The organism is Vulcanisaeta sp. JCM 16159, assembly GCF_001316265.1.
GTDB lineage: Archaea > Thermoproteota > Thermoprotei > Thermoproteales > Thermocladiaceae > Vulcanisaeta.
Window position 1 is genome coordinate 55923 of the sequence record NZ_BBDN01000003.1, and the last position, 22937, is coordinate 78859.

Below are 22937 nucleotides of genomic sequence, written 5' to 3' on the forward strand. Positions count from 1 at the left end.
GAGAGGAATAATGGTTGTGATCAAATTAGTGGATCCTCTTGGTGGAGATTTAAGTGCTGTTTATTGGATTGTTTCGACGTCTCATTGTATGGAGATTGTTAATGAGGAGTTACGGAGGTAACTTGGGCAAGTATGCGGCCATTCCTCTGTGGATGCGAGTCTTATTATGGCTTTAATTATTTCCATCCTTTTCCTCTCACTCTTCGTTTTCTCAAGTTTTCTGCATAGCACCTCAATGACCTGAGCTTTAATATCGCTGTATCTCTCGATGAACCTCGCCGATATTTTGACGGCCAGGTACTTACCATGCTTGTTTATGCGGGCGTGTAACTCATAGCCATACTTCTTTAACGTATTAATAACTTTATCAGCTTCAGCTTTATCCTTCACCGGACGAACTAATTCAAATGTACCTTTAAGAATATTTACCGTGAACTTATAACTAGCCACGATAACTTGGGATCCACCTCCTCGCCAATTCATCTCTATCTTAGCGATTCTCGTTATTTCGTTCCATTTTTCAAAGTTTAATGCGTCGAGAATGTCGTGTAATATGAGAGATAAGACGCTGATCATAGCCCTGGCCAAGTCAATGACATAACCACTTAAGAACATTACATGAATAATATTTACATTAGGATATCTATGCCATTTGAATCCCATGTCCCACAGCCTATCGAGTATTGGCTTCCAATTGCTGAACTTATCACTAGACATGGTTATTATGATCATTGCTTCGTCATAAGTATGACCATTAACAATGATCCTTTGAATATCCGCACTTCTGTCGCCCAATACGGTGGTGAACATAAACGCTAGTAACTCCTCCATGCTGAGCTTATTGGCATTGCTGAGAAATTAGCCTTTTAAGTGGCTCATGACTAGACCTTAATCGCCACTCGATCGCTACGTCACCCTCATTAATATTAACGGCATTTATACGCATGTGAACCTTGCTGGATAAAGCAGCGTCCAAACAATTGCTTGCCAAACCTACGTCGTCCCCATGGTAGCCTTACCCCTCTCATTAAAACCATCGGTCTCATCAAATCCGCCCCTCAACGCCCTGAGTACCCCATTAACGAACTTAGCATACTCCTCCCTACTCATCGTCTTCATGAACACATCAAGCACTTCAATGATTACGCTCTCAAACCCCTTAAGTTTCAACTGAACCATTATGCTGTCATTACTTGCCTTATCTACGCTAAGTGTTATGTATTTTCCATGTACGCTAATTCCCGATATATCATTGCCTCTGATTATAACCTCAGCCCTTCCACTCACTAAATCTTCGATTAGCCTCTTGACCTCATTGCTAACATCATGCCAGTATTTCCATAACCTCTCATTATAGCTTATGAATTCGTCAACTAACCTCAGTATATTGTTGATAACTTCCTCACCATACTTACCTCTCAACCATACTTCTACATTGTTATATATTATCAACAATTTATCCATCCACTCCTCAACCCACCACAAGTCCCAAACACGCCAATGCCATATACGTCTAATAGCCTCGATAATCAATTCAACGACATTATTAATAATGTTAGGTTCATCAACCTCACTGCTACACACGTACCTCTTGCTCCTTCTCTTACCCATGCAGAAGTGGTTCTTCCTTAATAATTCCGTGTTAAATACCGTAGATTGACCTAGAGCGCTAGACATATTATTAATGAAATTCATAAAACAATTAATAAGGCACTACAGGCATTAAGCCACACACCACAAGCATGTAGTCCAGGTTAAATTCCCCAAGCCATTTGACACTAGACTCGGAAGTAGCTTTATGCCCGGTTTTGAACGGTCAATGATGAAGATAACACTCAGCTTCAGGTAACCGTAATCAATTACGAACCTAACATTAACCAGGAAGACCTAGGATCCTTAACGCTGGGTCAATCAGTAAGTAAACGTAAAATACCATTCACGAGGTCATATAACGAATCACGGCAATCTCGAATTAATATTAAAATCGAATTTAAGGGAATCTGTACCTTAGCATTACTTAGGTGAGTGTAACGAGAAATAAGTCAATGCCCAACTCATTGAGAGAGTTTTAGTTAACCATATAAGTCATCACGAGAGTCTCTGCCTTAACTTCTCCACGCTGTCCTGGACTATTTTCTGAGCCACCGGGTCCAGCACCCTGCGCCCATAGAACCTATTAAGCCGCCCACGTTTCCATCGAAGTACCAATTAACCCTAGTCCTACCTGGCTCGGTTCTTCAAGTTTGAAGCCAATCTCGAAGTCCATGGTGCTCTGCATGCCTGTGCCCCTACCAATAACCCTGGCGCTCTCTGGCGGCTTTTTCTCGGTGAATTTGGCGGTTATGTTTATCGTACCCTTAATAGCCCCAACACCCATGCTAGCCTTAACCCTGAAGTTGTCGGGGTCAACCACGTCAACAGACTCAACGCCTGGTATTATAGAGGCTATGTTCCTCGGGTCAACGAGGAAGTTATAAACCACATCCCTAGGCTTATTAACCTCAAAGGAACCATCATAGTGAACCCTCGCCATACAGCAGGTCAATGCTGAACTCATTTTTAAGTAATTCTACACGGTACTTAAATCAATAGGATGATTATCGAGATCACGCAGGACGTGATTAGTGATGCGGGTATGGTTATGAACCAGCGTTGAGGCCGTACACCGATATTAATATTGACATTAAGTAGTTAATTAGGCCACCTAATGAACTAGCTATGTGGTATGACACGCCTGAACTAACATGCCTAATATCGCTCCTAAATAGTGATACCAGATATAGTGATTGGGGCGTATAGGCTAATGCATCGGCTATACCAAATAAGATAAATAGTAATAATGGCTGCACCCTAAACATTAACGCATTTATTAATGCGAAAATTACGTACCCAAGCACCAACACCTTAACAGGCCCTGCCCGAGTCATTACGGCCGACGTTATTAACGTGAATATTAATAGAGAGATTGTGGCTGCGATTACTAGGTTTGAAATCCCATACTCATTAAAATATATTAGGAGTACGGAGGTGTATACGTAGAAGCTGGAGCTTTCACCGAACTTAACGCCAATCGCCCTTATGATCTTCCAGGCATCCTCAATACGGAAGGTGGGCCTCCAATTAATGGGTTTTGGCGCCCTTGGCAAGTGCCAGGATTATTATGGCTGATGAAAGGCTTAGTAGTGACCCCATCAACAATGCCAAACGCCATTGAATAATGGCGAGGGCAGCCAATAGCATACCCAATGGCACGCCGAGCTGTATTAAACTCGTTAGGAACCTGCCAACACTACCTCTCACGGATTCGTAGGTCAGTATCGAGGCCGAGGCCCACTCACCGCCTATGGAGAGTCCCTGGGCGATCCTTAGGACCATTAATTCATACGCAGTGTACCATGTTCTTTCAATGATAGAGATTAATAATGTCGAGACGCCCATGACAATGAGGGTCAGCACCGGTGATGTCTTGCTTGAGAATTTATCACCGATTATGCCGAATACGTACGCACCTATGGGTCTCGCAATGAATGCTACAAATATTGTCATGAAGGATAGTAATATGCCTAAATGTAGTGCTGACTTCGTTAGTATTATTGATGCAATGACATTGTAGGCTAGGAAGTTATACCATATAGATACCGTGCTCACCACACTGAATAATGCCACTACCAAATTCCTCATGCGTCTAATCCTAAATCTGGGTTCTTGAATATTACGGATTAACCCACCTACGGATTAATTATTATCAATAGCGTGGTTAGTAGTAGGATTATGTCCGTGGTTAAGCAATACATACAATAAGCCCTGTAGTTCACCTGTAGGTATATTCCGTAAACACCAATTAGTAAGCCAATCATTGATAGGAGCAATGCAATCATTAGTATGTTCATTATTATTAGGAGACCTATTAAGAATTTAAGAATAGAACAATGGCAGCCCCAACGGCTAGTAATAACCTAATCCTCCTTGGCACTATGAAGTTAAACCTATCACAATGAAAAATGCCGGGTAGGCATACATTCACGTACCTGATATTTTCATATGCATAGTAGGTCATTAATCCTGAACCAACCAGTGGTATTACGACGAGTAGTAGTGTCATTGAAACGCCTAAAGAAACACGTATTAAAATTAGGATTGATTTGTGCAAAATATGCATTAATCATTTTAAACTAGTGAATGCCCACTAGGACCTAATTATATAAAGTATGTGAGGTAATTCCTGTAGTATTATTTCAAGTCCTGTCTTAACACCATCCGGCGAGCCGGGTAGGGCCACTATTAACTTACCCCTGGCGACACCGGCTGTGGCCCTCGTCATTATCACGCCAGTACCAATCTTCTGGTAACTAACATGCCTAAACAACTCGCCAAAGCCCTCAAGCTCCTTCTCAAAGAGTGGCCTAAGGGCCTCTATCGTCACGTCACTCCTGGCAAGACCTGTACCACCTGTGAGCACTATCACGTCCACGTCATCACGAAGAAGCAATGAGTCGACGAGCGAGCGTATCATGACCAGGTCATCCTTAATCAACTCCCTACCAACAACCCTATGCCCAGCCTGCCTAAGCATTGACTCAGCCAAATCCCCTGATTCATCGGTGTATGGCTGACCACTCACCTTTGCGTTATAGCGTGATGTGGACACCGTTATCACGAAGAAATTAGCAGTCTTAGGACCAGCCTCCCTATGCATTGTTCTCGGCATGCTCATTGAAGAAAGCATATCATGATTTAGTATTTAAGGACTTCATCTGGCTTACGCATAATTATTCATTAACCGCGTAAAACACTTATTTAGTCCAGCTAATCAACAAGTCGATGTCTTCCTGCGAATTCTTCAAGGCCTTAACTAAGGCTGGTTCAGAGAGTGATAGGATGGTTATTGTTAAAATGTTTGTTGGCGATAATGCACTATCTGACATAATAGTTAATGGAAAGTCATTACTCGGCATTACGACCAATAAGGAGGTACTGGAACTGGCCGGCAAGGCATTGACTGAGGAGAGGACTGTTGAGACCGTGGTAAACGACGTTAAGGTGATTTTAGAACCGGTGGAACCAAGGCCTACGGTCATCGTTGTTGGCTCAGGCTTATAGCCAAGGCCCTTGTTGATGTTGGTAATGTCATTGGTTATTACGTGGCCGTTGTAGGGAACGGTGACGTAGATAAGGACCGCTTTAGCAATGCGCACTTCATAAGTAATGACCTCAGGGACCTCAAGAGGCTCGTTGATGAGAATTCCATCATAATAATAGCAAATGAGGGTGGCAAGCCGTATGATACCGAGGCCCTCTACATAGCCCTTAAACACAATGCAAAGTTCATAGGCCTACTCGCCAGCCAGAGGAGGGCTGCCGTGATGATTGCGGATATGGTTAGGAGAGGATTAAGCCTTGACTACGTATTAAGTAAGCTACACTCACCCGTTGGGCTTGACATTGGAGCTAAGACCGCAGGCGAAATAGCCTTAGCATACTCGCCGAGGTTATGATGTTCATGAGAAACGCAAGTGGTAAACCAATGCGTGATATTAAGGATCCGAGGAAGTTCATAAAGGATGCCCTTGAGGGTAGGATACAGGAGCAATCATGTTCCTGGAGACCCACTGAATTTAAGTTGTGAATTTACTTCGACTTACTGCATCGTTTTCAACTCCCTCAACCTCTGGACAGCCAATTTAACGGCCTCGATAATGTTCTGGTAGCCAGTACACCTGCATAGGTTTCCCGACAAACCCCTCCTAATCTCCTCCTCGGTTGGGTTGGGGTTCTCACTCAATAGCCAGTAGGTCTCCATTATGAAACCAGGTGTGCAGTAACCACATTGAAGGGCGTGCTTCTCCCAAAAGGCCTCCTGTATTGGGTGTAGCTTACCATCTTGGCCAAGCCCTCGAGCGTAAGTATCTCAGCGCCATCCGCCTGAACCGCAAGTACTTGGCAGGACTTGACACTAACTCCATTCATTAGGATCGTGCACGCACCACAATGCCCAGTATCACAGCCAACATGCACACTAGTGAGCCCAAGATCCTCCCTTAGGAAGTGAACGAGTAGTTTCCTTGGCTCCACCTCCCTTTCGTACCAGACACCGTTGACCTTAACCCTAATCCTAACCCTCTCCTCAGGCCCAACCTTGAGTGTTGCCGCCATGCCCATCACCTCGACAACGCATTCTTAATAGCCCTCCTAGTCATTACCTTAACCATAGCCCTCTTATACTCGGCTGAGCCCTAATGTCGCTTATCGGGCTTGATTCCCTCATCGCCCTTTCAGCCGCGTCCTCAATAATGTCATCCGTTAATTTACGCCCAATCAAGACCTTCTCGGCCTCACGGGCTCTAAAAGGCCTGGGCCCCGCGGCCGTGATTCCAATACCTGCGTCCTCCACTGAACCATCAGGGCTAAGCTTAAGCATTACTGCGACACCGACAATCGCGAAGTCACCGGCCTTACGCTCAAGCTTAACATATGAGGACTTAACGGTACCGCTTAACCTAGGTATCACGATCTCGCCAAGGACCTCGCCCCTACCTAACACCGTAGTGAATGGACCGGTTATGAAGTCCTCAACAGGCACCTCCCTAGTTCCTGAGGGACCAAGCACCTTTACAGAGGACCTAAGCGCTATTAAAGTTGCGGGCCAGTCAGCCGCTGGGTCTGCATGGGCCAGGGAACCCGCTATTGTGCCTAGGTTCCTGATTTGAGGATCACCAATCTGTACCGCAGTCTCAGGAAGTGCTGGGTATATTTTCCAGAGGTCACGATTAACCTCCACCTGGTGGTGCCTAACCAATGCGCCGATGCGTATCTTATCATTCTCAATGCTTATATACGATAAGTTAGGTACTCTGTTGATGTCAACCAAGTAGGAGGGCCTAATTAACCTAAGCTTTAGCATGGGCATTAGGCTCTGCCCTCCTGCAAGTATTTTGGCGTTCTCATCAGCTCAAGGACCTTCACAGCCTCCTCCAATGAGTTAACCCTTATGTAACCAAATTTCGGAGGATACACGTTAGTGCGGTTACGATCATACTAATTAAGCATTACTTCAATATTCAGTTAAAGTACTTAAGGCATAATTACTTATAAAATATTATTTACTTACACGTTAATTAATGCCTTACATAGGTGCTCGTATTAAGAGGATCGAAGATCCTAAATTCATCACCGGCAGTGCCAGGTATGTCGATGACATAGCGTATCCAGGTACGCTTTACATGGCGATACTAAGAAGTGCAGTCCCCCATGCGAGGCTTCTTAGGGTTGATTACGAAGATGCGTTAAAAATTCCAGGGGTTATTGGCGTCATAACGGGATTAAACATTAATGTTGAGAATAGGCCTAGGAATTTTCCCATGGCTAAGGATGAGATTCTATACGTGGGTCAACCAATAGCTGCCGTGGTTGCGGAGGATAGGTATAAGGCCTATGATGCCCTCGATTATATACAGGTTGATTATGAACCATTACCTGCTGTGGTTAACCCAGAGGAGGCCGTTAAGGATGATGTAAAGGCTGTGGAGGGCATAAGTAATATCGGCTATAGATGGACATATAGGGCTGGAAACCCGGAGGAGGAATTGGGAAAGAGCGATGTCGTTATTGAGGCAAAACTCGAAATCGGTAGAGTTTACCCAGCCGCGATGGAGCCCAGGGGATTGCTATCGGTGTACCAGGAGGGAAGGTTGACGGTCTACGCCTCGACGCAGGCGCCGCATTATATGCGTAAGTTCCTCCTTGATGCATTCAAGAGTTATGTCAGTGATATAAGGGTTGTTCAGGCCGACACCGGTGGTGCCTTTGGCTCGAAGATGTTCCCATACCCCGAGGATTACATAGTCACTTACGCAAGCATTATCTACAGAAGGCCCGTTAAGTGGGTAGCCACTAGACGCGAGGATTTATTGAGTACATACCATAGCAGGGCTCAGATACATAGGGTTAAGGCTGGGTTTACGAGGAATGGTGAATGGAGGGCACTGATTGATGAATTGATAATAGACTTGGGTGTGGCAACCCATGGCTATTATCTGGCCGACATAACGTCCACGTTGATAACAGGCCCCTATAAACTCAGGAACGTGCTTGTGGAGGTGTACGGCGTCAAAACAAACAAAACACCGCTTGACCAGTATAGGGGGGCTGGTAGGCCTGAGGCTGCCTTTGTTTATGAGAGGATAATGGACATTGCTGCTGATGAGTTAGGAATGGACCCATAGAGATAAGGAGGAGGAACCTAGTGACGGAGCTACCCTACACAAACCCATTTAATCATAAGTATGATAGCGGTAACTACCTACACCTACTCAGTATTGCTGAGGGTTATTACAGGGATTTTGAGAAGAAGGCCGAGGAATTAAGAAAACAGGGCAGAAGGGCTGGTGTTGGCCTGTCATTTTACATAGAGCAGAATAACTTTGGCCCGTGGGAATCCGCATCAGTTAGGGTTAAGTCTGATGGTAAGGTCCTCGTGATAATCGGCGCGGCACCCCATGGCAGGGTGATGCAACTGCCATAGCGCAGATAGTGGCTGATGAACTCGGTATCGACATAGGCCAGGTGGAGGTTTCATGGGGCGATACCGAACTTATTGGTGAGGGCTTTGGCACGTTTGGCAGTAGGACACTGACACTGGCCGGTAACGCCGCATTGCTTGCTGCGAGGAAGCTTAAGGATAGGCTTAGGAGGGTTGGCGCCGCGTTGATGGGTGTTAATTACGAGGATGTGGTTTATGAAAATGGTGTTGTTAGGGACACTAAAAGCGGTAAGTCATTAAGCATTGAGGATGTGGCGAACACATTAACCACAAGTGTTGGTGGTACATGGACATACCCAATCGAGCCATCGCTTGAGGAGACGGCCTATTTTGGCTTAAGTGGCTATACATATCCGTATGGCTCTCATGTAGCCTTAGTTGAGGTTACCGAGGAGGGGTTGGTTAAGGTCCTCGATTACGTGGCTATCGACGATATTGGCATGGTGGTCAACCCAATGCTCGCTGAGGGTCAGGTAATTGGTGGAGTCATCCAGGGCTTTGGTGAGGTCGTCCTAGAGGAGGTTAGGTATGATAATGACGGCAATCCACTTACACAAACCTTCAGTGAGTACTGGATACCAACGATAATGGAGTCCTTTAACGTTAAGTGGTATTACCTTGAAGAGGGCAAATCCAATGCGCCACTGCCAACTAAGGCATTGCCGAGGGACCTCTGATTGGTGTATTACCGGCATTAACGAGGCTGTGGAGAATGCCGTTGGTAGAAGAATCACGAAGATACCCATAGACCCATCATTATTGGTTAGATAGTGTGTTACGGGCTCTACTTTTTATTTAGGGTGATTTAATCCTTAGTACAGGGGGCGGATGATGGCGAGCCACCTAGGCGGCTACTCGCCTGACACCCCCTTACTATTTATTATTTTAAAAGTAAAAATTCACCGACTTTCCTTCATGGCTTCTACGTATATTGCGGGTCTTCCGGGCAGTGAATTCCTAGCCTATTGCTGGGGTCGTACGCCGGGTTAGTCGCGTCCTGGATAAAAACCTCAGTGCCTATTCTCGATCTGATGTAACTGCTTAATTCCTTGAATACCCTTATTTCCATCTCCCTACTAACTATTTTCCTCGGTATTGTACCATCAACGACCTTAGACACCAAGTTAGCCACCCTATCAGCCATGCGCCTATACTCCGGCTTACCCACTATTGCCCTTATTGCCTCACCCATCGTCTTTCCCTCATTGATAAGTCTAGTGGCCTCATTAACGATTTGGTAATACTCATTTGGCGGACCCACGTATAGATATACCGACTTAGGTGTTATCTTCGTAACCCTGAGTATCTCCTGCACGTCCTCCACAGCCCTCTCAATAAGGTCTAGGGCAATGTCCAACTCATCATTTATTAACTCCTCACTATACTCAGGCCAGGGTTCCAGGGATACGAACGTCTCATTACCCATCCTATGCCAAAGCTCCTCAGCAATGTGAGGCATGACCGGCTGTAACAACTTAACCCAACGTTCCAGTACGTACCACAGGGCCCACCTAACCTCATCCCTACTCGCATTAATGACACCCGTAATCTCTAAGTACTTCTCAACCGATGAGAGTAGGTCGAAGAATGTCTTAAGTGTGTACCCCCTAATGTTCTCATTATCCATATCAACCGTTGAATCACGTATTGCCTTATTCACCTTAGAAACTAGCCACTGCGTAATTAATGATGAACTCCTAACATCAATATTAACTGTTGGTTTGCCCTCCTTGATTATTTCATTTGCAAGGTTCCAGAACCTAACTAACCTACCTGCGACGCTGGCTACGTCATCCTCCCTCCAATCAAGTGTTGAGTCCAGGTCGGTGGCTGAGGCCAGGTAAAGCCTGGCAAGGTCTGCGCTGTACTTCCTTGGAATGTAGGGTAGTGGAAGTACGTTACCCAACGACCTACTCATCTTCATGCCCTCCCTAATCACGTACTCATTGAGCGTTATCGACCTCGGCCAATACTTCTCTGGAAATATGGCGACGTGGTGGAACACGAAGAAGCTCAGGTGACTACTTATTAGATCAGGACCGCTATGTCTCTCATCCACTGGGTACCAGTAATCAAACTCATTTCTTAAATCCTCAATAAGCTCCTTACTGACACCAAATACCTCAGCGACACGGCTTGGATCACCCTCGCCTAAGAACACGTAGTTGAAGAATGCCATTATTGCATTGAGGGCGTCCTTATCGTTACCCCTACTATTTATGACCCTCTTGGCGAAATCGCCTAGTTTCTTATCAAGGCCGCTTGACCTTACTTTATGGGCGATTGTGTAATATGCCATGTATATCGTTGAGTCACTCAGGGACTCGATTATCCAGTCTGGATCCCAGGGCAGTCTCGTGCCTAACCCCCTCTTCCTTGCGCACGGTCTCATGGATAACCAATTAAACACGTCCTCAAAGTTCTTCCTGTACTTCTCGGGTATTATCCTCATTGAATTAAGGCACTTGAATGCTTTAGCCTTCCACTCTGGATTTCCGTAATTTAAGAACCACTGATCCTTAATCACAGCCGCGATGACGGGATTGCCGCTCCTTGTATATACCTTCCTGGGTTCAAGCTCGTACATTCTACCCCACGCACCCTGCTCACTCAGTGCCTTAATCGTCCTCTCCCTAGCCTCATTGACGCTTAATCCAGGGAATAACGTATTCTCCTTCATAACACCGTTGTAAAACTCCTCCCTATACACGATCCTCGTAGCCTCGTCAAGCTTCTCCTTATCGCCTTGGTCCTTAACGCCGAGTTTCTCGACCACGTCCTTGGCCGGATACCTACCGTAGTTGGGTAGCTTAATAATGCTTATAGGCTCTATCGATTCAACAATCTCCTTAATCCCGTACCTACTCAATGCCTCCTCATCCTTCTTAAGATCTATTAGGGCTACGTAATCGTAGGGTGCGTGGGCAGGTACGCTATAGACAATTCCCGTGCCCGTATTCTCATCGACGAAGCCCGCGGGTAGCACCGGCACTCTCCTATTAATTAGTGGCGTAATTACGTACTTACCTATCAATTCCTCACCACGTACTGAACCAACGACCTTAACGTCATAGCCCTGATAACTTAATTTCCAGGCGGCTGCTTCGATATTATCCATCTCTCGCCATTAACCTCGGCAATGACATACTCAATACTTGGGTGAACCCACACATTCGTGATTCCATATATAGTCTCAGGCCTTAATGTAGCCGCGACCAGGTACTCATTGGAACTCTCCAGCTTAAACTTCACTAGGTTAAACTCGAGTATGTCTATTGTTATTTCATCCCCACCCTTAATGTCATGCTCACCCACCGCCTGATTCTCATCCGGTGAGTATAGGACTACGTGGCTGCCCTGCGTTATGTAACCGGCTTCCCTTAACCTGTAGTACTGCCAGATAATGAATGCGTTATAGTCAGGGTCTCCGGTCGTGAATTGTCTCCTAAAGTCCATTGAGTAGCCCATGGACATGAAGTCCCTAGTGTAGACCGAGGCGAAGAATTGAGCTATGTTCCAGGGGTTAGTGAATGTGCTTAGTACCTCCTTAATCTTGCTTGGGTCGTCTACGTATAGGCCCACATACCAGGAATACAGCTTTATATCCTCCGGGTCCCCCTTCATTATCCTGTCAGCCACCGACTGTATTGGAGTCCCCGTTATATGCCATGCGATTGGGAATAGAACATTAAACCCCCTAGCCCTCTTATACCTAGCTATTATGTCGCCTATCGTGAACGTCCTACCATGACCTATGTGCGGCGAACCTGATACGTATGGGTAAGGCACCGTGATAAAGTACTTGGGTTTATTAGACCTTGGTTCGGCATCAAAAATGTCTCTCTCGTACCATTCCCTTTGCCACTTTCTCTCAATTTCCCTAATTTCCCTTAGAAATTCACCGTATAATTCTTCAACCTTTGACTTAAACGCTTCCATTTCATTTCCTAAGAAAAACCATCGTTTTTAATAATTACTATTTCATTTTTAAGTCTTTAGTCAGCACCGCTAACCTCGGTATCAAGGAACTTAGTCTCCGCTAATTCAGCAAATCTAGAAATAACCCTCTCCTCACTAATTATGTCTCTGATGGAGATAACACCACGTAATTTATCCCCATCCATGACTATTAAATGCCTCACTTTATAATCATTCATTAGTAGGGCAGCTCTATAAACACTATCCTTGGGACTTATAGTAACGAGGTTACCCACAGTACCGACATCCGTAACTCTAGCGTTTAAGTCAACGCCATTAGCCAGTGCCTTAATTATGTCTCTCTCCGAAATAACACCAATGGGTTTTCCTGAACTATTAACGATCACCAGTAGGCCGATGTTTTCCTTACTCATTAAATCAATAGCGTCCTTAACCCTGGCCTTATCGTTTATTACAACGGGTTCTCTCTTTATTATTTTATCAACAGTAATGTTCATCGACAATTAACGCATATAATCATTTATAAACTTTATGCGTTATTTATAATGATAAAATAATATGAATAATCGCCAAAAAGATGATAAAATAATTTAAAAAGAGAATACGATCTTTATTAAGTAATGGCGTATTTAACGACCCAATCCATAATTGGATCATAATCTTCATAATATTAATCATAACAACAATAATAGGGTTTAGAGGTAAGACCGTGATCATTCGCGAGCTGATAAGACACTCACGCGTTGGCGATACTTGCATACTCTCCATGGACTTAGACATAGTAGACCCGTTAAGACGAAGGACTACGTTGGAGGGACTCTATGCATACATTACTATGTACTTCGTTAGGGATGATGGTTCCATGATACAATTCTTTAAGGGTTACGTACCTTCATTGAGCAATACTTGGAGAGTAATGGATTTATCACCAAGCATTAGGTTGTTTAACCTAGCCATTGGCGGTGATGGTATAGTCGTTACTGATATATTAATACCATATCCATCATCCTTGAATCACCTGGTGGCTTAATAATGCCATTTGATATAAAGACCGGCGAACCCACTGGAATTATCAATTTCCTAAGCATTAGGAGGGCCTTGGCATCAGAGCTCGGTGAGAGACTTGCTCAATCAATGAGCCTTGCCGAGATTGTAAAGAGGATTAGATTAGACTTATCATTTTACAATGGCGTGAGTCTCACAGAGTATTCAACATCATTATTGAAGTTATTGGCACATGTGGGTGTTCAGGTCAATAATGAGGTTAGGATTATTGAGGGTTCCGTTGATGCGAGCCTTAGGAAAAACATTAATTGCCCATACCTCTTTAGTAACGCGCAATGCCTATGTAAGGCATTTAGGACTACATGGGCTTGGTTTACGATTATTGAGCAATCCTCAGCCTAACCTACGTACTCATACCCTCCCTACTTATACCATTAATAATAGCCCCGATAATATACATAGTATTGACTTTACTGCTCTCGCTACTGAGGATCATCTAACAATACTGTATGGGCAATACCTCCTGTGTTCACAGCCCGAACATAACCCCCTACTCGGTGATGGCTTTGGATTCCTAAGTCCGAGCCAATAATCAATAGCGTAATCAACATCCCTAAGAAACTCATCAAATCCCCTAATACTTATTCTATGAATAGTAACGTACTTAGAGAGCCTCACAAAATCCTCACCACCCTCCAACTGCTTAATTATTATGTCTATGTTATTGATTATTCGAAAGTCCGAGCCACGTATAACCTTTATAATAGCCACACCCCGTGGGTTAAGCCCTAGGTAGTTCATCATGTGGAAGTACGACTCTGCCTGCAACACATCTCTACCCTTCACACTCCCTAATCCTGCTGGACCACCTATTGTCTTTAACTCAATTATATACGCGGGTCTATTATCAAGGTTAATTATCAGGTCAGGAAGGCCAAGTATTGGCACATTCCTCCTAACCATGATAAGTGACGCCTCTTGAATAAACGGTTTGCTAAAATCCGCATGACCAATCCAATGCTCCATCTTAGAATTAAAAAAAGTAAATACCCTCCTCGCCGCGATTTACAATGACTGGGTTCCAACCAGGCTCAAGCCCAAGTCCCTCCTCATTCACACCGAGTTGCCTTGAATGCTCTTGAAGCCCATTAATCACGTTCTTATTAACAATCCTACCCTTTAGGTAGTCCAGGTGCATTCTATATTCGCAACCATGAACCTGCGAACCAACGTATCCACTCATTAAAAAGAGGACACCATGCTTAAGCCTAGGAATTATAATCCTCTCGTTGCCCCAATAGAGCACGGCGGATTCACCAAGCAATTCCATGCGAGGCGCAATATCGAGCTAGGCAAGCAAGTCACCCAAGATATGCCATTAATTGACCTTTATTACCTATAAGCATTACTGGACCAATCCCGTTAATTACTCCTTATAAACTCCTTATAATAGGTAAACCCAGTTAATTCCCGTATTCACCTAAGGTTTATAATCCCAGCGGTAAGGCGTTGTTGTGGGTAAGGTAAAGATCATAGCGACTATAGGGCCTGCCTCAGAGAAGCCTGAGGTATTGAGGGAATTAATTAAGTACGTCGATGGCATAAGGATAAACTTCTCCCACGGCAATACCGAGGAGTGGAGATCCAGGATATCGAATGCCAAGGGCTTTAGAGGCGATATTGCAGTACTTGGTGATTTGAGGGGCCCTGGGGTTAGGACGGGTAGTATGAAACCCATAGCACTTAACGTTGACGATTCCGTGGAGTTTAGGCTCGCTGATAAGTCAAATGGGGGATTCGTACCAATACCCAGCCCATCATTCTTCAGAGTCATAACCATTGACGATGTCATTGTGATGAATGATGGCAGGTTAAGACTACGTGTTGATAAGGTTTCGGCCAATAATGCCGTACTAACGGCATTAACCGCAGGGACTATTTCCCAGGAAAAGGCCGTGGTTATTAAGGGTAAGGATTACCCATTACCAATACTTGATGATTATGATAGGGAGGCCCTTAAGTTCGCTGTGGAGGTTGGGATGGATTACGTGGGTATTAGCCACGTTAGGAGCTCGGACGATATTGACGAGGTCCGGACTGAGTTAAGGAGGCTCGGTGGCGACTGGGTTAAGCTCGTGGCTAAGATTGAGGGTCCCGACGCCGTGAGGAACATGAGAGATGTTATCTGCGCCAGTGACTATGTGATGGTTGCCAGGGGCGACCTAGGCATGCACTTTGACCTTGAGGAGATACCCAGGATACAAAGCTCAATAATTCGGGAAGCACAGAAATGCGGTGTACCCACCATGGTTGCCACGCAATTGCTTGAGTCCATGATTGAACAGCCAGTGCCAACTAGGGCTGAGGTTGTGGACATAACGAATGCCGTCATGGAGGGCGTTGACTCATTATTACTGACTGGAGAGACGGCGGTTGGTAAATACCCAGTGGATGCTGTACAATGGTTGAGGAGGGTTGCCACGGAGTATGAGGATGATGTGCGTATTGATAGGGATGTGATGGCTAACCTAACAGATAGGCTCGCCCTGGGCATTGTTCAACTTGCCGAGGACATTGGTGCTAAGATTGTGATTTATTCGAGGGGTGGCAGGTTTGTTGAAGCAATTTCTAAGTATAGGCCTAGGGTGCCACGTACGTGGGTGTTAGTGATGAGAGGATACTCAGGAGATTAAGGCTTTATTGGGGCGTTGAGCCGATACTCATTGGTGACGTTAAGGACTATGACGAGGGTGAGAGGGAGACCTTAAATCGACTGATAAGGGATGGCTTAATTGCAAAGGGAGACTTGGTTTTGTTGACCCATGGGGTTATAGATACGTATAATGACTATAGCATAAGGATACTCAGGGTTTGACTAGGCGGCAACGTCCTCTACGTATTATTATATACGCCACGTAGGCAAGCACTAGGGTAATTATTAGGAAGAAGATGGTCACCGACGTGTAGCCCATGATTAGCGACCTTATTGATAGATATAGAGGTAATAATGGCATTAATATAACCAGCGCTAGGCATAGGTATTTTATGTAATTTGCGCTAAATGCGGCATGGGAGACATTAACCGAGTTAATAACCCTTAACGCATCACCAAGCTTTTTACTATTTGGTTCTATGTAGAGCTTGACGTAACCAAGCCTCACCAACTCCTCAACGGCCTTCCTCTCATCTTCACTCAACGAGTCATAGGCAATCCTACCCCTACTCAAAATTCTCCTGAGTAACTCTCTACCCTCTCGCTCAACTCATCCATCTCAGTATCACCTCACTAATTAATTCAGACGAAGATAACTGCCTAAATAAGGCATTACGGATCTAAGTAACTCAACGGCCGTGTTAAGCCTAATAGATACCTCATCAGGCTTTCACCATAAATAACTAAGTAATTACTACCGCCATCACTGATGAAGGCTCCAAGGCCCATTATATCACGAAGCAAGGAGAAATCCAGAGTATCAATTCGTAATGCTGAAACCCACCTATCGCCAATACGCACCACACCATCACCAACACCAATACTGAGACAAAGCCTGCTAAGTTTTAAGTCATTAATTCCCTGAGAGGAAACACTCCTTAATAGCCTAATTTTAGTTGTAACTAAGCCCCCTGAGGTACCCTTACTTTTCCTACGTCTTACAACAAGGAAGTAAATTACTAATGCAATAACCAGTACAATCATGAATAATATGGGACTTATTATAAAGAGAAAGAAAGATGCTAAAATACCTAAAATCCAATACCAATTTTTCCTTAAAAAAATCACTAAACATGATCGCCTTCAGAATATAATAATCGTAGAAGCTAATTAATTAATTGGATAAAAAGAGAAAGAACCATCAATAGAGAAGCTTCATTAAATACGAACTAACGATGCTGATTTCCTACAAATCAACATAAGGCCTTATGAAGCATGAAGATAAATGCTTTATTAAGTATATAATGAACCAACGTGATTAAACACCTGTCACAACCCAACTTTCACATTACAAATTAAATTACAACCTTTATAAGAACCCGTAATATAAATGAAACGGTATGTCCAAGAAGGAGAAGAAGGAGGAAGGAAAGAAGGAGGAGAAGAAGGAAAAGAAGAAGTGATAATAAATATGTTAGGTGAGTAAATGATATTTACTTAAAACAATTTATATTTTCTTTTTCTTTATTGTTTAAACATACTATGATGAATAAACCTATAATGAAGAATTACCTGGGGAAAATGGCCGGCTGTGCACCCAGCCACGGCATAACTCCCCTTCTGTAGCATTTGTCTAAGGCCCTACCCGGACCTCACCCGTGGAGATCACAGGTCCCTATTTGGGCCGCTGTCCCACAGCGACCTCTCGGTCGGCGGGTTGCCCCACGGGGACCACGGCACTGTGGGGAAGTTTCCTCAGGCGAGCCGTTGCCGGGCTCGCCCGGTTGCCTGCCGTAGCTGGGCGCACAGCCGCAAATTACTTAAGTATACTAAGGCTTGATAAAGCTTATCCCGTGCATTAGATATACTTCCTCACGTGCTGAAATCTTATTAAACCCTTAATGCCAGTTCGATTTGAATGAGTAAATACATATACCCGAACGCCATTATTGCAACTGCAGGTCACGTGGATCACGGCAAGACGACACTGGTGCATGCACTCAGCGGTGTCTGGGTCGCCAGGTACAGTGAGGAGATTAAGAGGGCCATGACTGTTAAACTCGGCTACATAACCATAGGCCTCTACGAGTGCTCGTCAATAGATGGCGAGTTTAGGATGATAAGTGATGGATTGCTTAAAGACGGTAAGTGCCCCAATGGCGATGAACCGGTACTAAAGAGGAAGGTGTCAATACTTGATGTACCGGGCCATGAAGTGTTAATAAGTACTATGATATCAGGAATTTCCTATATCGATGCCGCTTTACTCGTGATCGACGCCTCAATGCCGGTGCCCCAACCACAGACTGAGGAACACTTCACGGCATTAACAATAATGGGTCTCAATAAGTTAATAGTTGTTCAGAATAAGCTTGACTTGGTAAATAAGGAACAGGCCCTAGAGAACTACAGACAGATTAAGCAGTTCCTTGGCAATACCTGGGCCAGGAACTCACCAATAATACCCGTGTCCTCGCTACACAAGGTCAATATCGAAGCCATATCCTCATTAATCGACAGATTAGTACCACCCAGGGAAACCTCAGGTGGCGACTTTAGAATGCTCGTATTAAGAAGCTTCAATGTTAATAAGCCAGGTACCCCACCAGACAAATTGGTTGGTGGCGTGCTTGGTGGTACCGTTATTAAAGGCTCGGCTAAGGTTAATGACGAGATTGAGATAAGACCAGGGCTTAAATTGGGTAATAAGTATGAACCAATAATCACGAAGATAGTCAGCATAGCCATCGGTAATGAGTACATCGAGGAAGCCAGACCAGGTGGTTTAGTGGGTATCGGCACTGAGCTTGATCCAGCATTAACGAAGGCTGACTCCCTCGTCGGCAGTATTGTTGGTAAACCCGGCACACTACCACCAGTATGGAGTGAATTAACCCTTGAGTTCCATAGGATAGAGAAACCCAGTGATCAAGCGTTGAGGGAGGTTACGTTTAAGCCTAAGGACGTGATCATGGTCCATGTTGGATCAGCAGCCGTTATGGGAATCGTAAAGGGATTTCACAGTGATAAGCTTGATGTGATACTTAGGAAGCCGTCTCCGCAGAGGAGGGTTCCAAGGCTGTGATCACAAAGCAGGTGAATAATAGGTGGAGGATCGTTGGTTATGGAATCCTAAAGGGCGGTAATGCAGTTCTAGAGTGAAGTAATTGGTATGAAAGTAGAGTGCGTGGTCTTCGATACAAGCGCAATACTACTAATGTTCACCGAGGGCCTACGCGTCATTGATCAGGTAATTGAACTTATTAATTCACCAATAATACCCATGATCCCATACCCAATACTTAATGAGTTAATAAAGTTAAGCAGGTTAGGTAGGCCTAGGGTCGCTAGGGCTTCGAGTAACGCCCTTAATTACGTTATTAATAATTTCTCAATAGCTAACGCCACGGACTCGCCAGATGACTCGGTGGTTAAGGTGTCTAGTAGGTACGGCTGTGTTGCCGTAACGTGTGACATGAAATTACTAAGGAGATTAAGGCAGGCGGGTATAAGGCTATATACCTAAGGGCCAGTGCAGGTAAACTTGAGACTGATTTTGATTTTTAATTTGATTTTCAATTAGAGTTCCTTCATTGCTTAAGTCTGCATTTCCCTATCTTCCTTATTGCTCTTATTTATTGTATTAATTACGGAGACAACAATGCCTGCGGCCATCCTCTCGGCATCGCCCTGCGTTGCAAAGGCGAATTCGTCATACGCAACCTCACCGTGCATTTCCCTATCACCAATTCTCAGAGCCTCTAATGGCGCCTTTAACGGCGTTATCCTACTTATCAGCTTTAGGATTAGGTATGTCATTAGGGCATCGTAGGCTATCACCACGCAACGCCTAGTAATTGGAGAACCACCTGAAATGGATTACCATAAAGCGCGCCCTAAGGCTGGGTCGACGTACTTCGTTATATTCGGGTCAGCGAATACTCCCGTAAGGATACCACCGACTATACCCGGAACCGCGTGGTCCGAGAACACGCCCAACGCGTCATCTATGTGCCTTGTCAACCTAGACCTAAACTGAAACATATTAAGCGAATACCACGCGGCGGCACTCGATGTGGCACCTATTATTATTGCACCGACGCCATTTACGTAACCTGCGGCTGGCGTGATGCTGACTAGGCCTGCCACCGCGCCGGATGCGGTGCCCGTGAGCGTGGGTCTCTCAAAATAGGCCATGTCAAGTAGCATCCATACTACAACTGCGACTGCCGTAGCCAGGTTAGTGTTTATTACAGCTATTGCGGCATCTATTGTTGATCCATATGGGTCACCGCCGTTAAAGCCATTCCAACCAAGCCAGACGAGGCCGAGGCCTGCCGCGACCTGAGTTAGGTTATGTGGTTGCAACCTCCTCTCCTCAACCAACCTCTCACCAACCATCGCAGCCGCTATGAAGGCCGCTATACCCGCATCAACATGTATTACGTAACCACCTGAGAAATCCGCAACACCAAGTTGCTCGAGCCAACCACCACCCCAAAGCCAAAAGGCCACTGGACTATAAACAAGCAAGGACCATAGTGGTACGAAGAGCATCCAAGCCTTAAAGTTCATCCTCTCTATCAAGGCGCCGACCATCAGCGCCGGCGTTATTGCGGCGAAAACGAATTGAAAGAATATCAACGTCGACATGGCTATGTTAGGGTACTGCTGCGCGGCGGGTACGCTGGCCTGCGACGCAATAATATTACTTGTTAATGCCGGTATTGGCGTGCCCAGTATGTTGAAGCCTCCTATTCTCACTAACGTAGGTCCAAATGCGAACATATAGCCCGCCAGTACCCAAACGACCAGTACTATGGTGAAGGCGTAGAGCACCATCATCATTGTGTTTATTGCGTACTTACGCTTGGTCATGCCACTGTAGAGGAGCATTAGGCCAGGTACACTTTGAAGACCAACCAGCGTTGCCGCGGTGAGCATCCATGCATTACTGCCGGTGTCTAGCCATGGAGGCACGGAAGCGGGCGGATACCCTGATAGGTTTGGCGGCGTGTCAGCCTTAACAACAATCGCAGTCGCCAGCGCCATGACCAAGAGCGCTGGGGTTATTCTACTCAATATTACCAACTTATTTATCCTATTTACCGTTTTAATGGGTCGCCGGGCACAAACTATGTAAACTAAGTAGTTTTTAAGCTTTTCTCCCTATGCTATTTATATTATCACCGTAAAAATATTGTGCCATGAAATGAATATAAATTACTATATATTTTTAATTTAATTTTAAATATAAATTACCTCTAATCCTATGCCGTGACTAAGTACCTATTGTACTCCCACTGGGTTATTATATTCCAGGTCTTCTCCCAGGGACCAACATTTGTTAGGTAGTCCTCCCACTCATTCTGCTTAATCTTAACGTAGGCATTTACTAACTCACTTGGTAATTCAGTGGCTAGGAAGCTCTTTGATAATTCCTTTAACGTGTCCTCAAGCGTGGCCGGTGTTTCCTGGGCATTGGTCAACTCATACGCCACCTCCTCGGTTGGTGGTGGTGGTTCCTTCCTATCCTCGAGACCCTTTATTATGGTCTTCACCATGCCGCGAAGGCCAGGTATGGGTTCATGCTTGGGTCCGGGTGCCTATACTCAATCCTGTTAATCCTCATCTTATACTGTGGTATCCTAATCATGGCGCTCCTATTTGCATAGCCCCAGACAATCCTCGTGGGGGCCTCGTAGTGAGGTACCAACCTCTTGTATGAATTGACGAGTGGCGCGACGAAGCTACTTAATGCCCTCGCATTGCTCAATATTGCACTTATTGCGTAACCACACTCATCAGTTATCTTTCCAGTATTGCTCTGGAATAAGTTCTTGCCGTCCTTCCAGACGCTGATGTGAGTATGCGCACCACTACCGTTGACCCCCCAGAAGGGCTTTGGCATGAATGTGGCCACTAAGCCGTACTTCCTCGCGATGTCCTTAGCCATTATCTTAAAGTACACAAGCTGGTCAGCAAGCCTAAGCGGGTCCGTGGCGCCTATGTTTATCTCATATTGACTTGGTGCGACCTCGTGATGGGTCTTCGTATAATTAATGCCCGCATCGGCTATTGCCGTTATTAACTCCTTCATGAACTGCGACTGTACCGTGACGTTCCAACCATCAAAGTAAATACCTGGGTCGGCAAATACAGGCTTACCACCATCTTCCCTAACCACGAAGAACTCAACCTCAACGCCCATTAGGAACTCATAGCCCTTCGATCTGACCTCTTCCAATACATCGTTAAGGACTCTCCTTGGGTCGAGCGGTGATGGTTTATTGCTATGTCGGACACCATCGTGAATACGTCAGCCACCTTACCATCTTGCCAATACTCAATGTACACAGCCCTTGGGTCAACATACGCCACGAAATCACTCCTATTCACTGTTGAGTATGATGGTATTGATGATGCATCGAAGGGCATTCCATCAATGAAGAGGTCCTTGGCCATGTCTATTGGTACTATTTCAGACCTTGGTGCACCATTCATGTCAACTATTATGAACTTAACATACTTTATGCCTGAGGCCTTTAGGATTCTCCATAGGTCTGCAGGTTCGATTTCTAGGCTCTTTGTGGGCACGGATAATGTGCATAAAGAGGTTTTTAAGCTTTATTCTTATTATACTTAGTCTTTCCGTAATAATATATAGTATGAGATAATTCATATATATTCATAATATTTTATTTAATTTAACGTCATAACGTATTAAAGTATATTGAGTAAGTCCTGATACCGTAACTACCTATCATGAACAAAAGGTTTTATTAATTGGCCCTCCTATGT

The 22937-nt window shown here is 44.9% G+C and carries 25 protein-coding genes and 5 pseudogenes; 10 read left to right on the forward strand and 20 right to left on the reverse strand.

Going from position 1 to position 22937, the window contains the following annotated elements; all coding sequences use genetic code 11:
* Positions 1-81 precede the first annotated feature (81 nt).
* The 8 genes from JCM16159_RS03165 to JCM16159_RS03195 form a co-directional block, all read right to left on the reverse strand.
* Positions 82-831: a hypothetical protein gene (locus JCM16159_RS03165; protein WP_054856936.1), complete on the reverse strand. Its 750-nt coding sequence runs from the start codon at positions 829-831 to the stop codon at positions 82-84.
* Between the two features lie 162 nt (positions 832-993).
* A complete protein-coding gene (locus JCM16159_RS03170) occupies positions 994-1677 on the reverse strand; it encodes a hypothetical protein (RefSeq protein WP_243665726.1) in 684 nt (227 codons plus the stop codon).
* Positions 1678-2176: 499 nt separating this feature from the next.
* A complete protein-coding gene (locus JCM16159_RS03175) occupies positions 2177-2533 on the reverse strand; it encodes a CoxG family protein (protein WP_243665727.1) in 357 nt (118 codons plus the stop codon).
* A gap of 106 nt (positions 2534-2639) precedes the next feature.
* Positions 2640-3146, reverse strand: coding sequence for a hypothetical protein (locus JCM16159_RS03180; RefSeq protein WP_054856938.1), 507 nt, complete (start codon positions 3144-3146; stop codon positions 2640-2642).
* Entirely contained in the window at positions 3121-3681 is a 561-nt protein-coding gene (locus JCM16159_RS03185; RefSeq protein WP_054856939.1) for an MFS transporter, read from the reverse strand. The genes JCM16159_RS03180 and JCM16159_RS03185 overlap by 26 nt, the downstream gene beginning before the upstream one ends.
* 47 nt (positions 3682-3728) lie before the next feature.
* Positions 3729-3890, reverse strand: a complete 162-nt coding sequence (locus JCM16159_RS14080; protein ID WP_243665728.1) for a hypothetical protein — start codon at positions 3888-3890, stop codon at positions 3729-3731.
* A 17-nt stretch (positions 3891-3907) separates the two neighbouring features.
* Entirely contained in the window at positions 3908-4102 is a 195-nt protein-coding gene (locus JCM16159_RS14085) for a hypothetical protein (RefSeq protein ID WP_243665729.1), read from the reverse strand.
* An 84-nt stretch (positions 4103-4186) separates the two neighbouring features.
* Positions 4187-4714, reverse strand: coding sequence for a molybdenum cofactor biosynthesis protein B (locus tag JCM16159_RS03195; RefSeq protein ID WP_243665730.1), 528 nt, complete (start codon positions 4712-4714; stop codon positions 4187-4189).
* A gap of 107 nt (positions 4715-4821) precedes the next feature.
* Between JCM16159_RS03195 and JCM16159_RS14090 the strand changes: the two genes are divergently transcribed.
* From JCM16159_RS14090 to JCM16159_RS18405, 3 genes are read left to right on the forward strand one after another with little or no spacing between them, the layout of a single operon-like run.
* Positions 4822-5100 (forward strand): hypothetical protein, encoded by a 279-nt coding sequence (locus JCM16159_RS14090; RefSeq protein ID WP_243665731.1) that lies wholly within the window; start codon positions 4822-4824, stop codon positions 5098-5100.
* Positions 5101-5141: 41 nt separating this feature from the next.
* Positions 5142-5495 carry an XdhC family protein gene (locus tag JCM16159_RS14095; RefSeq protein ID WP_243665732.1) on the forward strand — a complete coding sequence of 118 codons (354 nt, stop codon included), beginning with the start codon at positions 5142-5144 and terminating at the stop codon, positions 5493-5495.
* Positions 5492-5626 (forward strand): hypothetical protein, encoded by a 135-nt coding sequence (locus JCM16159_RS18405; RefSeq protein WP_367834245.1) that lies wholly within the window; start codon positions 5492-5494, stop codon positions 5624-5626. The genes JCM16159_RS14095 and JCM16159_RS18405 overlap by 4 nt, the downstream gene beginning before the upstream one ends.
* A gap of 12 nt (positions 5627-5638) precedes the next feature.
* On the opposite strand, the pseudogene cutC reads toward JCM16159_RS18405, so the two are convergent.
* Together cutC and cutB are read right to left on the reverse strand one after the other, a co-directional pair.
* Positions 5639-6159, reverse strand: a pseudogene (gene cutC / locus JCM16159_RS03205) (glyceraldehyde dehydrogenase subunit gamma).
* Positions 6159-7014, reverse strand: a pseudogene (cutB, locus tag JCM16159_RS03210) (glyceraldehyde dehydrogenase subunit beta). The pseudogenes cutC and cutB overlap by 1 nt, the downstream one beginning before the upstream one ends.
* A gap of 104 nt (positions 7015-7118) precedes the next feature.
* Here cutB and cutA point away from each other — a divergent pair.
* Positions 7119-9310 (forward strand): annotated as a pseudogene (gene cutA / locus JCM16159_RS03215) (glyceraldehyde dehydrogenase subunit alpha).
* A gap of 151 nt (positions 9311-9461) precedes the next feature.
* Here cutA and leuS read toward each other — a convergent pair.
* Genes leuS through JCM16159_RS03225 form a run of 3 tightly spaced genes read right to left on the reverse strand, consistent with a single transcriptional unit; the run spans position 9462 to position 12975 of the window.
* Positions 9462-11657: a leucine--tRNA ligase gene (gene leuS / locus JCM16159_RS03220; protein ID WP_367834246.1), complete on the reverse strand. Its 2196-nt coding sequence runs from the start codon at positions 11655-11657 to the stop codon at positions 9462-9464.
* A complete protein-coding gene (locus tag JCM16159_RS18410; protein WP_367834247.1) occupies positions 11624-12478 on the reverse strand; it encodes a class I tRNA ligase family protein in 855 nt (284 codons plus the stop codon). The genes leuS and JCM16159_RS18410 overlap by 34 nt, the downstream gene beginning before the upstream one ends.
* A gap of 56 nt (positions 12479-12534) precedes the next feature.
* On the reverse strand, positions 12535-12975 hold the full coding sequence (locus JCM16159_RS03225) for a CBS domain-containing protein (protein ID WP_054856940.1): 441 nt from the start codon (positions 12973-12975) through the stop codon (positions 12535-12537).
* 212 nt (positions 12976-13187) lie between these two features.
* Between JCM16159_RS03225 and JCM16159_RS14100 the strand changes: the two genes are divergently transcribed.
* Together JCM16159_RS14100 and JCM16159_RS14105 are read left to right on the forward strand one after the other, a co-directional pair.
* Positions 13188-13508, forward strand: a complete 321-nt coding sequence (locus tag JCM16159_RS14100; protein ID WP_243665734.1) for a hypothetical protein — start codon at positions 13188-13190, stop codon at positions 13506-13508.
* A gap of 2 nt (positions 13509-13510) precedes the next feature.
* Complete coding sequence (locus JCM16159_RS14105) at positions 13511-13885, forward strand: hypothetical protein (protein ID WP_243665735.1); 375 nt, start codon at positions 13511-13513, stop codon at positions 13883-13885.
* Positions 13886-13975: 90 nt separating this feature from the next.
* Here JCM16159_RS14105 and JCM16159_RS14110 read toward each other — a convergent pair whose 3' ends face one another.
* Together JCM16159_RS14110 and JCM16159_RS14115 are read right to left on the reverse strand one after the other, a co-directional pair.
* The gene (locus JCM16159_RS14110) at positions 13976-14446 is read right to left on the reverse strand and encodes a hypothetical protein (RefSeq protein ID WP_243665736.1); all 471 of its coding nucleotides are present in this window, start codon (positions 14444-14446) and stop codon (positions 13976-13978) included.
* A gap of 70 nt (positions 14447-14516) precedes the next feature.
* Entirely contained in the window at positions 14517-14789 is a 273-nt protein-coding gene (locus tag JCM16159_RS14115; protein ID WP_243665737.1) for a hypothetical protein, read from the reverse strand.
* Positions 14790-14997: 208 nt separating this feature from the next.
* On the opposite strand from JCM16159_RS14115, the gene pyk reads away from it, so the two are divergent.
* Both pyk and JCM16159_RS14120 read left to right on the forward strand, forming a co-directional pair.
* Positions 14998-16176, forward strand: a complete 1179-nt coding sequence (gene pyk / locus JCM16159_RS03240) for a pyruvate kinase (protein ID WP_243665738.1) — start codon at positions 14998-15000, stop codon at positions 16174-16176.
* Positions 16140-16358, forward strand: coding sequence for a pyruvate kinase alpha/beta domain-containing protein (locus JCM16159_RS14120; protein WP_243665739.1), 219 nt, complete (start codon positions 16140-16142; stop codon positions 16356-16358). The genes pyk and JCM16159_RS14120 overlap by 37 nt, the downstream gene beginning before the upstream one ends.
* On the opposite strand, the gene JCM16159_RS03245 is transcribed toward JCM16159_RS14120, so the two are convergent.
* Both JCM16159_RS03245 and JCM16159_RS03250 read right to left on the reverse strand, forming a co-directional pair.
* Complete coding sequence (locus JCM16159_RS03245; protein ID WP_243665740.1) at positions 16348-16710, reverse strand: hypothetical protein; 363 nt, start codon at positions 16708-16710, stop codon at positions 16348-16350. The genes JCM16159_RS14120 and JCM16159_RS03245 overlap by 11 nt on opposite strands.
* Positions 16711-16808: 98 nt before the next feature.
* On the reverse strand, positions 16809-17180 hold the full coding sequence (locus tag JCM16159_RS03250) for a hypothetical protein (protein ID WP_054856941.1): 372 nt from the start codon (positions 17178-17180) through the stop codon (positions 16809-16811).
* An 874-nt stretch (positions 17181-18054) separates the two neighbouring features.
* On the opposite strand from JCM16159_RS03250, the pseudogene JCM16159_RS03255 reads away from it, so the two are divergent.
* Both JCM16159_RS03255 and JCM16159_RS03260 read left to right on the forward strand, forming a co-directional pair.
* Positions 18055-19298: pseudogene (locus JCM16159_RS03255) on the forward strand (translation initiation factor IF-2 subunit gamma).
* A 10-nt stretch (positions 19299-19308) separates the two neighbouring features.
* A complete protein-coding gene (locus JCM16159_RS03260; RefSeq protein ID WP_243665741.1) occupies positions 19309-19662 on the forward strand; it encodes a nucleotide-binding protein in 354 nt (117 codons plus the stop codon).
* A gap of 71 nt (positions 19663-19733) precedes the next feature.
* Here the strand turns inward: JCM16159_RS03260 and JCM16159_RS14125 are convergent, their stop codons facing one another.
* From JCM16159_RS14125 to JCM16159_RS03270, 3 genes and pseudogenes are all read right to left on the reverse strand, one after another.
* Positions 19734-19976 (reverse strand): hypothetical protein, encoded by a 243-nt coding sequence (locus JCM16159_RS14125; protein WP_243665742.1) that lies wholly within the window; start codon positions 19974-19976, stop codon positions 19734-19736.
* A gap of 39 nt (positions 19977-20015) precedes the next feature.
* A complete protein-coding gene (locus tag JCM16159_RS03265) occupies positions 20016-21218 on the reverse strand; it encodes an ammonium transporter (protein ID WP_243665743.1) in 1203 nt (400 codons plus the stop codon).
* Between the two features lie 188 nt (positions 21219-21406).
* Positions 21407-22733, reverse strand: a pseudogene (locus JCM16159_RS03270) (glutamine synthetase family protein).
* Positions 22734-22937 lie beyond the last annotated feature (204 nt).

Coding starts and splice junctions, on each gene's coding strand:
- leuS (WP_367834246.1), bottom strand. CDS start 11,657: ATGGATAATATCGAAGCAGCCGCCTGGAAATTAAGTTATCAGGGCTAT.
- JCM16159_RS03225 (WP_054856940.1), bottom strand. CDS start 12,975: ATGAACATTACTGTTGATAAAATAATAAAGAGAGAACCCGTTGTAATA.
- JCM16159_RS14090 (WP_243665731.1), top strand. CDS start 4,822: ATGTCTTCCTGCGAATTCTTCAAGGCCTTAACTAAGGCTGGTTCAGAG.
- JCM16159_RS03185 (WP_054856939.1), bottom strand. CDS start 3,681: ATGAGGAATTTGGTAGTGGCATTATTCAGTGTGGTGAGCACGGTATCT.
- JCM16159_RS14105 (WP_243665735.1), top strand. CDS start 13,511: ATGCCATTTGATATAAAGACCGGCGAACCCACTGGAATTATCAATTTC.
- JCM16159_RS03195 (WP_243665730.1), bottom strand. CDS start 4,714: ATGAGCATGCCGAGAACAATGCATAGGGAGGCTGGTCCTAAGACTGCT.
- JCM16159_RS18405 (WP_367834245.1), top strand. CDS start 5,492: ATGATGTTCATGAGAAACGCAAGTGGTAAACCAATGCGTGATATTAAG.
- JCM16159_RS03250 (WP_054856941.1), bottom strand. CDS start 17,180: ATGATTGTACTGGTTATTGCATTAGTAATTTACTTCCTTGTTGTAAGA.
- JCM16159_RS18410 (WP_367834247.1), bottom strand. CDS start 12,478: ATGGAAGCGTTTAAGTCAAAGGTTGAAGAATTATACGGTGAATTTCTA.
- JCM16159_RS14085 (WP_243665729.1), bottom strand. CDS start 4,102: ATGACACTACTACTCGTCGTAATACCACTGGTTGGTTCAGGATTAATG.
- JCM16159_RS03170 (WP_243665726.1), bottom strand. CDS start 1,677: ATGTCTAGCGCTCTAGGTCAATCTACGGTATTTAACACGGAATTATTA.
- JCM16159_RS03175 (WP_243665727.1), bottom strand. CDS start 2,533: ATGGCGAGGGTTCACTATGATGGTTCCTTTGAGGTTAATAAGCCTAGG.
- JCM16159_RS14110 (WP_243665736.1), bottom strand. CDS start 14,446: ATGGTTAGGAGGAATGTGCCAATACTTGGCCTTCCTGACCTGATAATT.
- JCM16159_RS14080 (WP_243665728.1), bottom strand. CDS start 3,890: ATGAACATACTAATGATTGCATTGCTCCTATCAATGATTGGCTTACTA.
- JCM16159_RS03165 (WP_054856936.1), bottom strand. CDS start 831: ATGGAGGAGTTACTAGCGTTTATGTTCACCACCGTATTGGGCGACAGA.
- JCM16159_RS03260 (WP_243665741.1), top strand. CDS start 19,309: ATGAAAGTAGAGTGCGTGGTCTTCGATACAAGCGCAATACTACTAATG.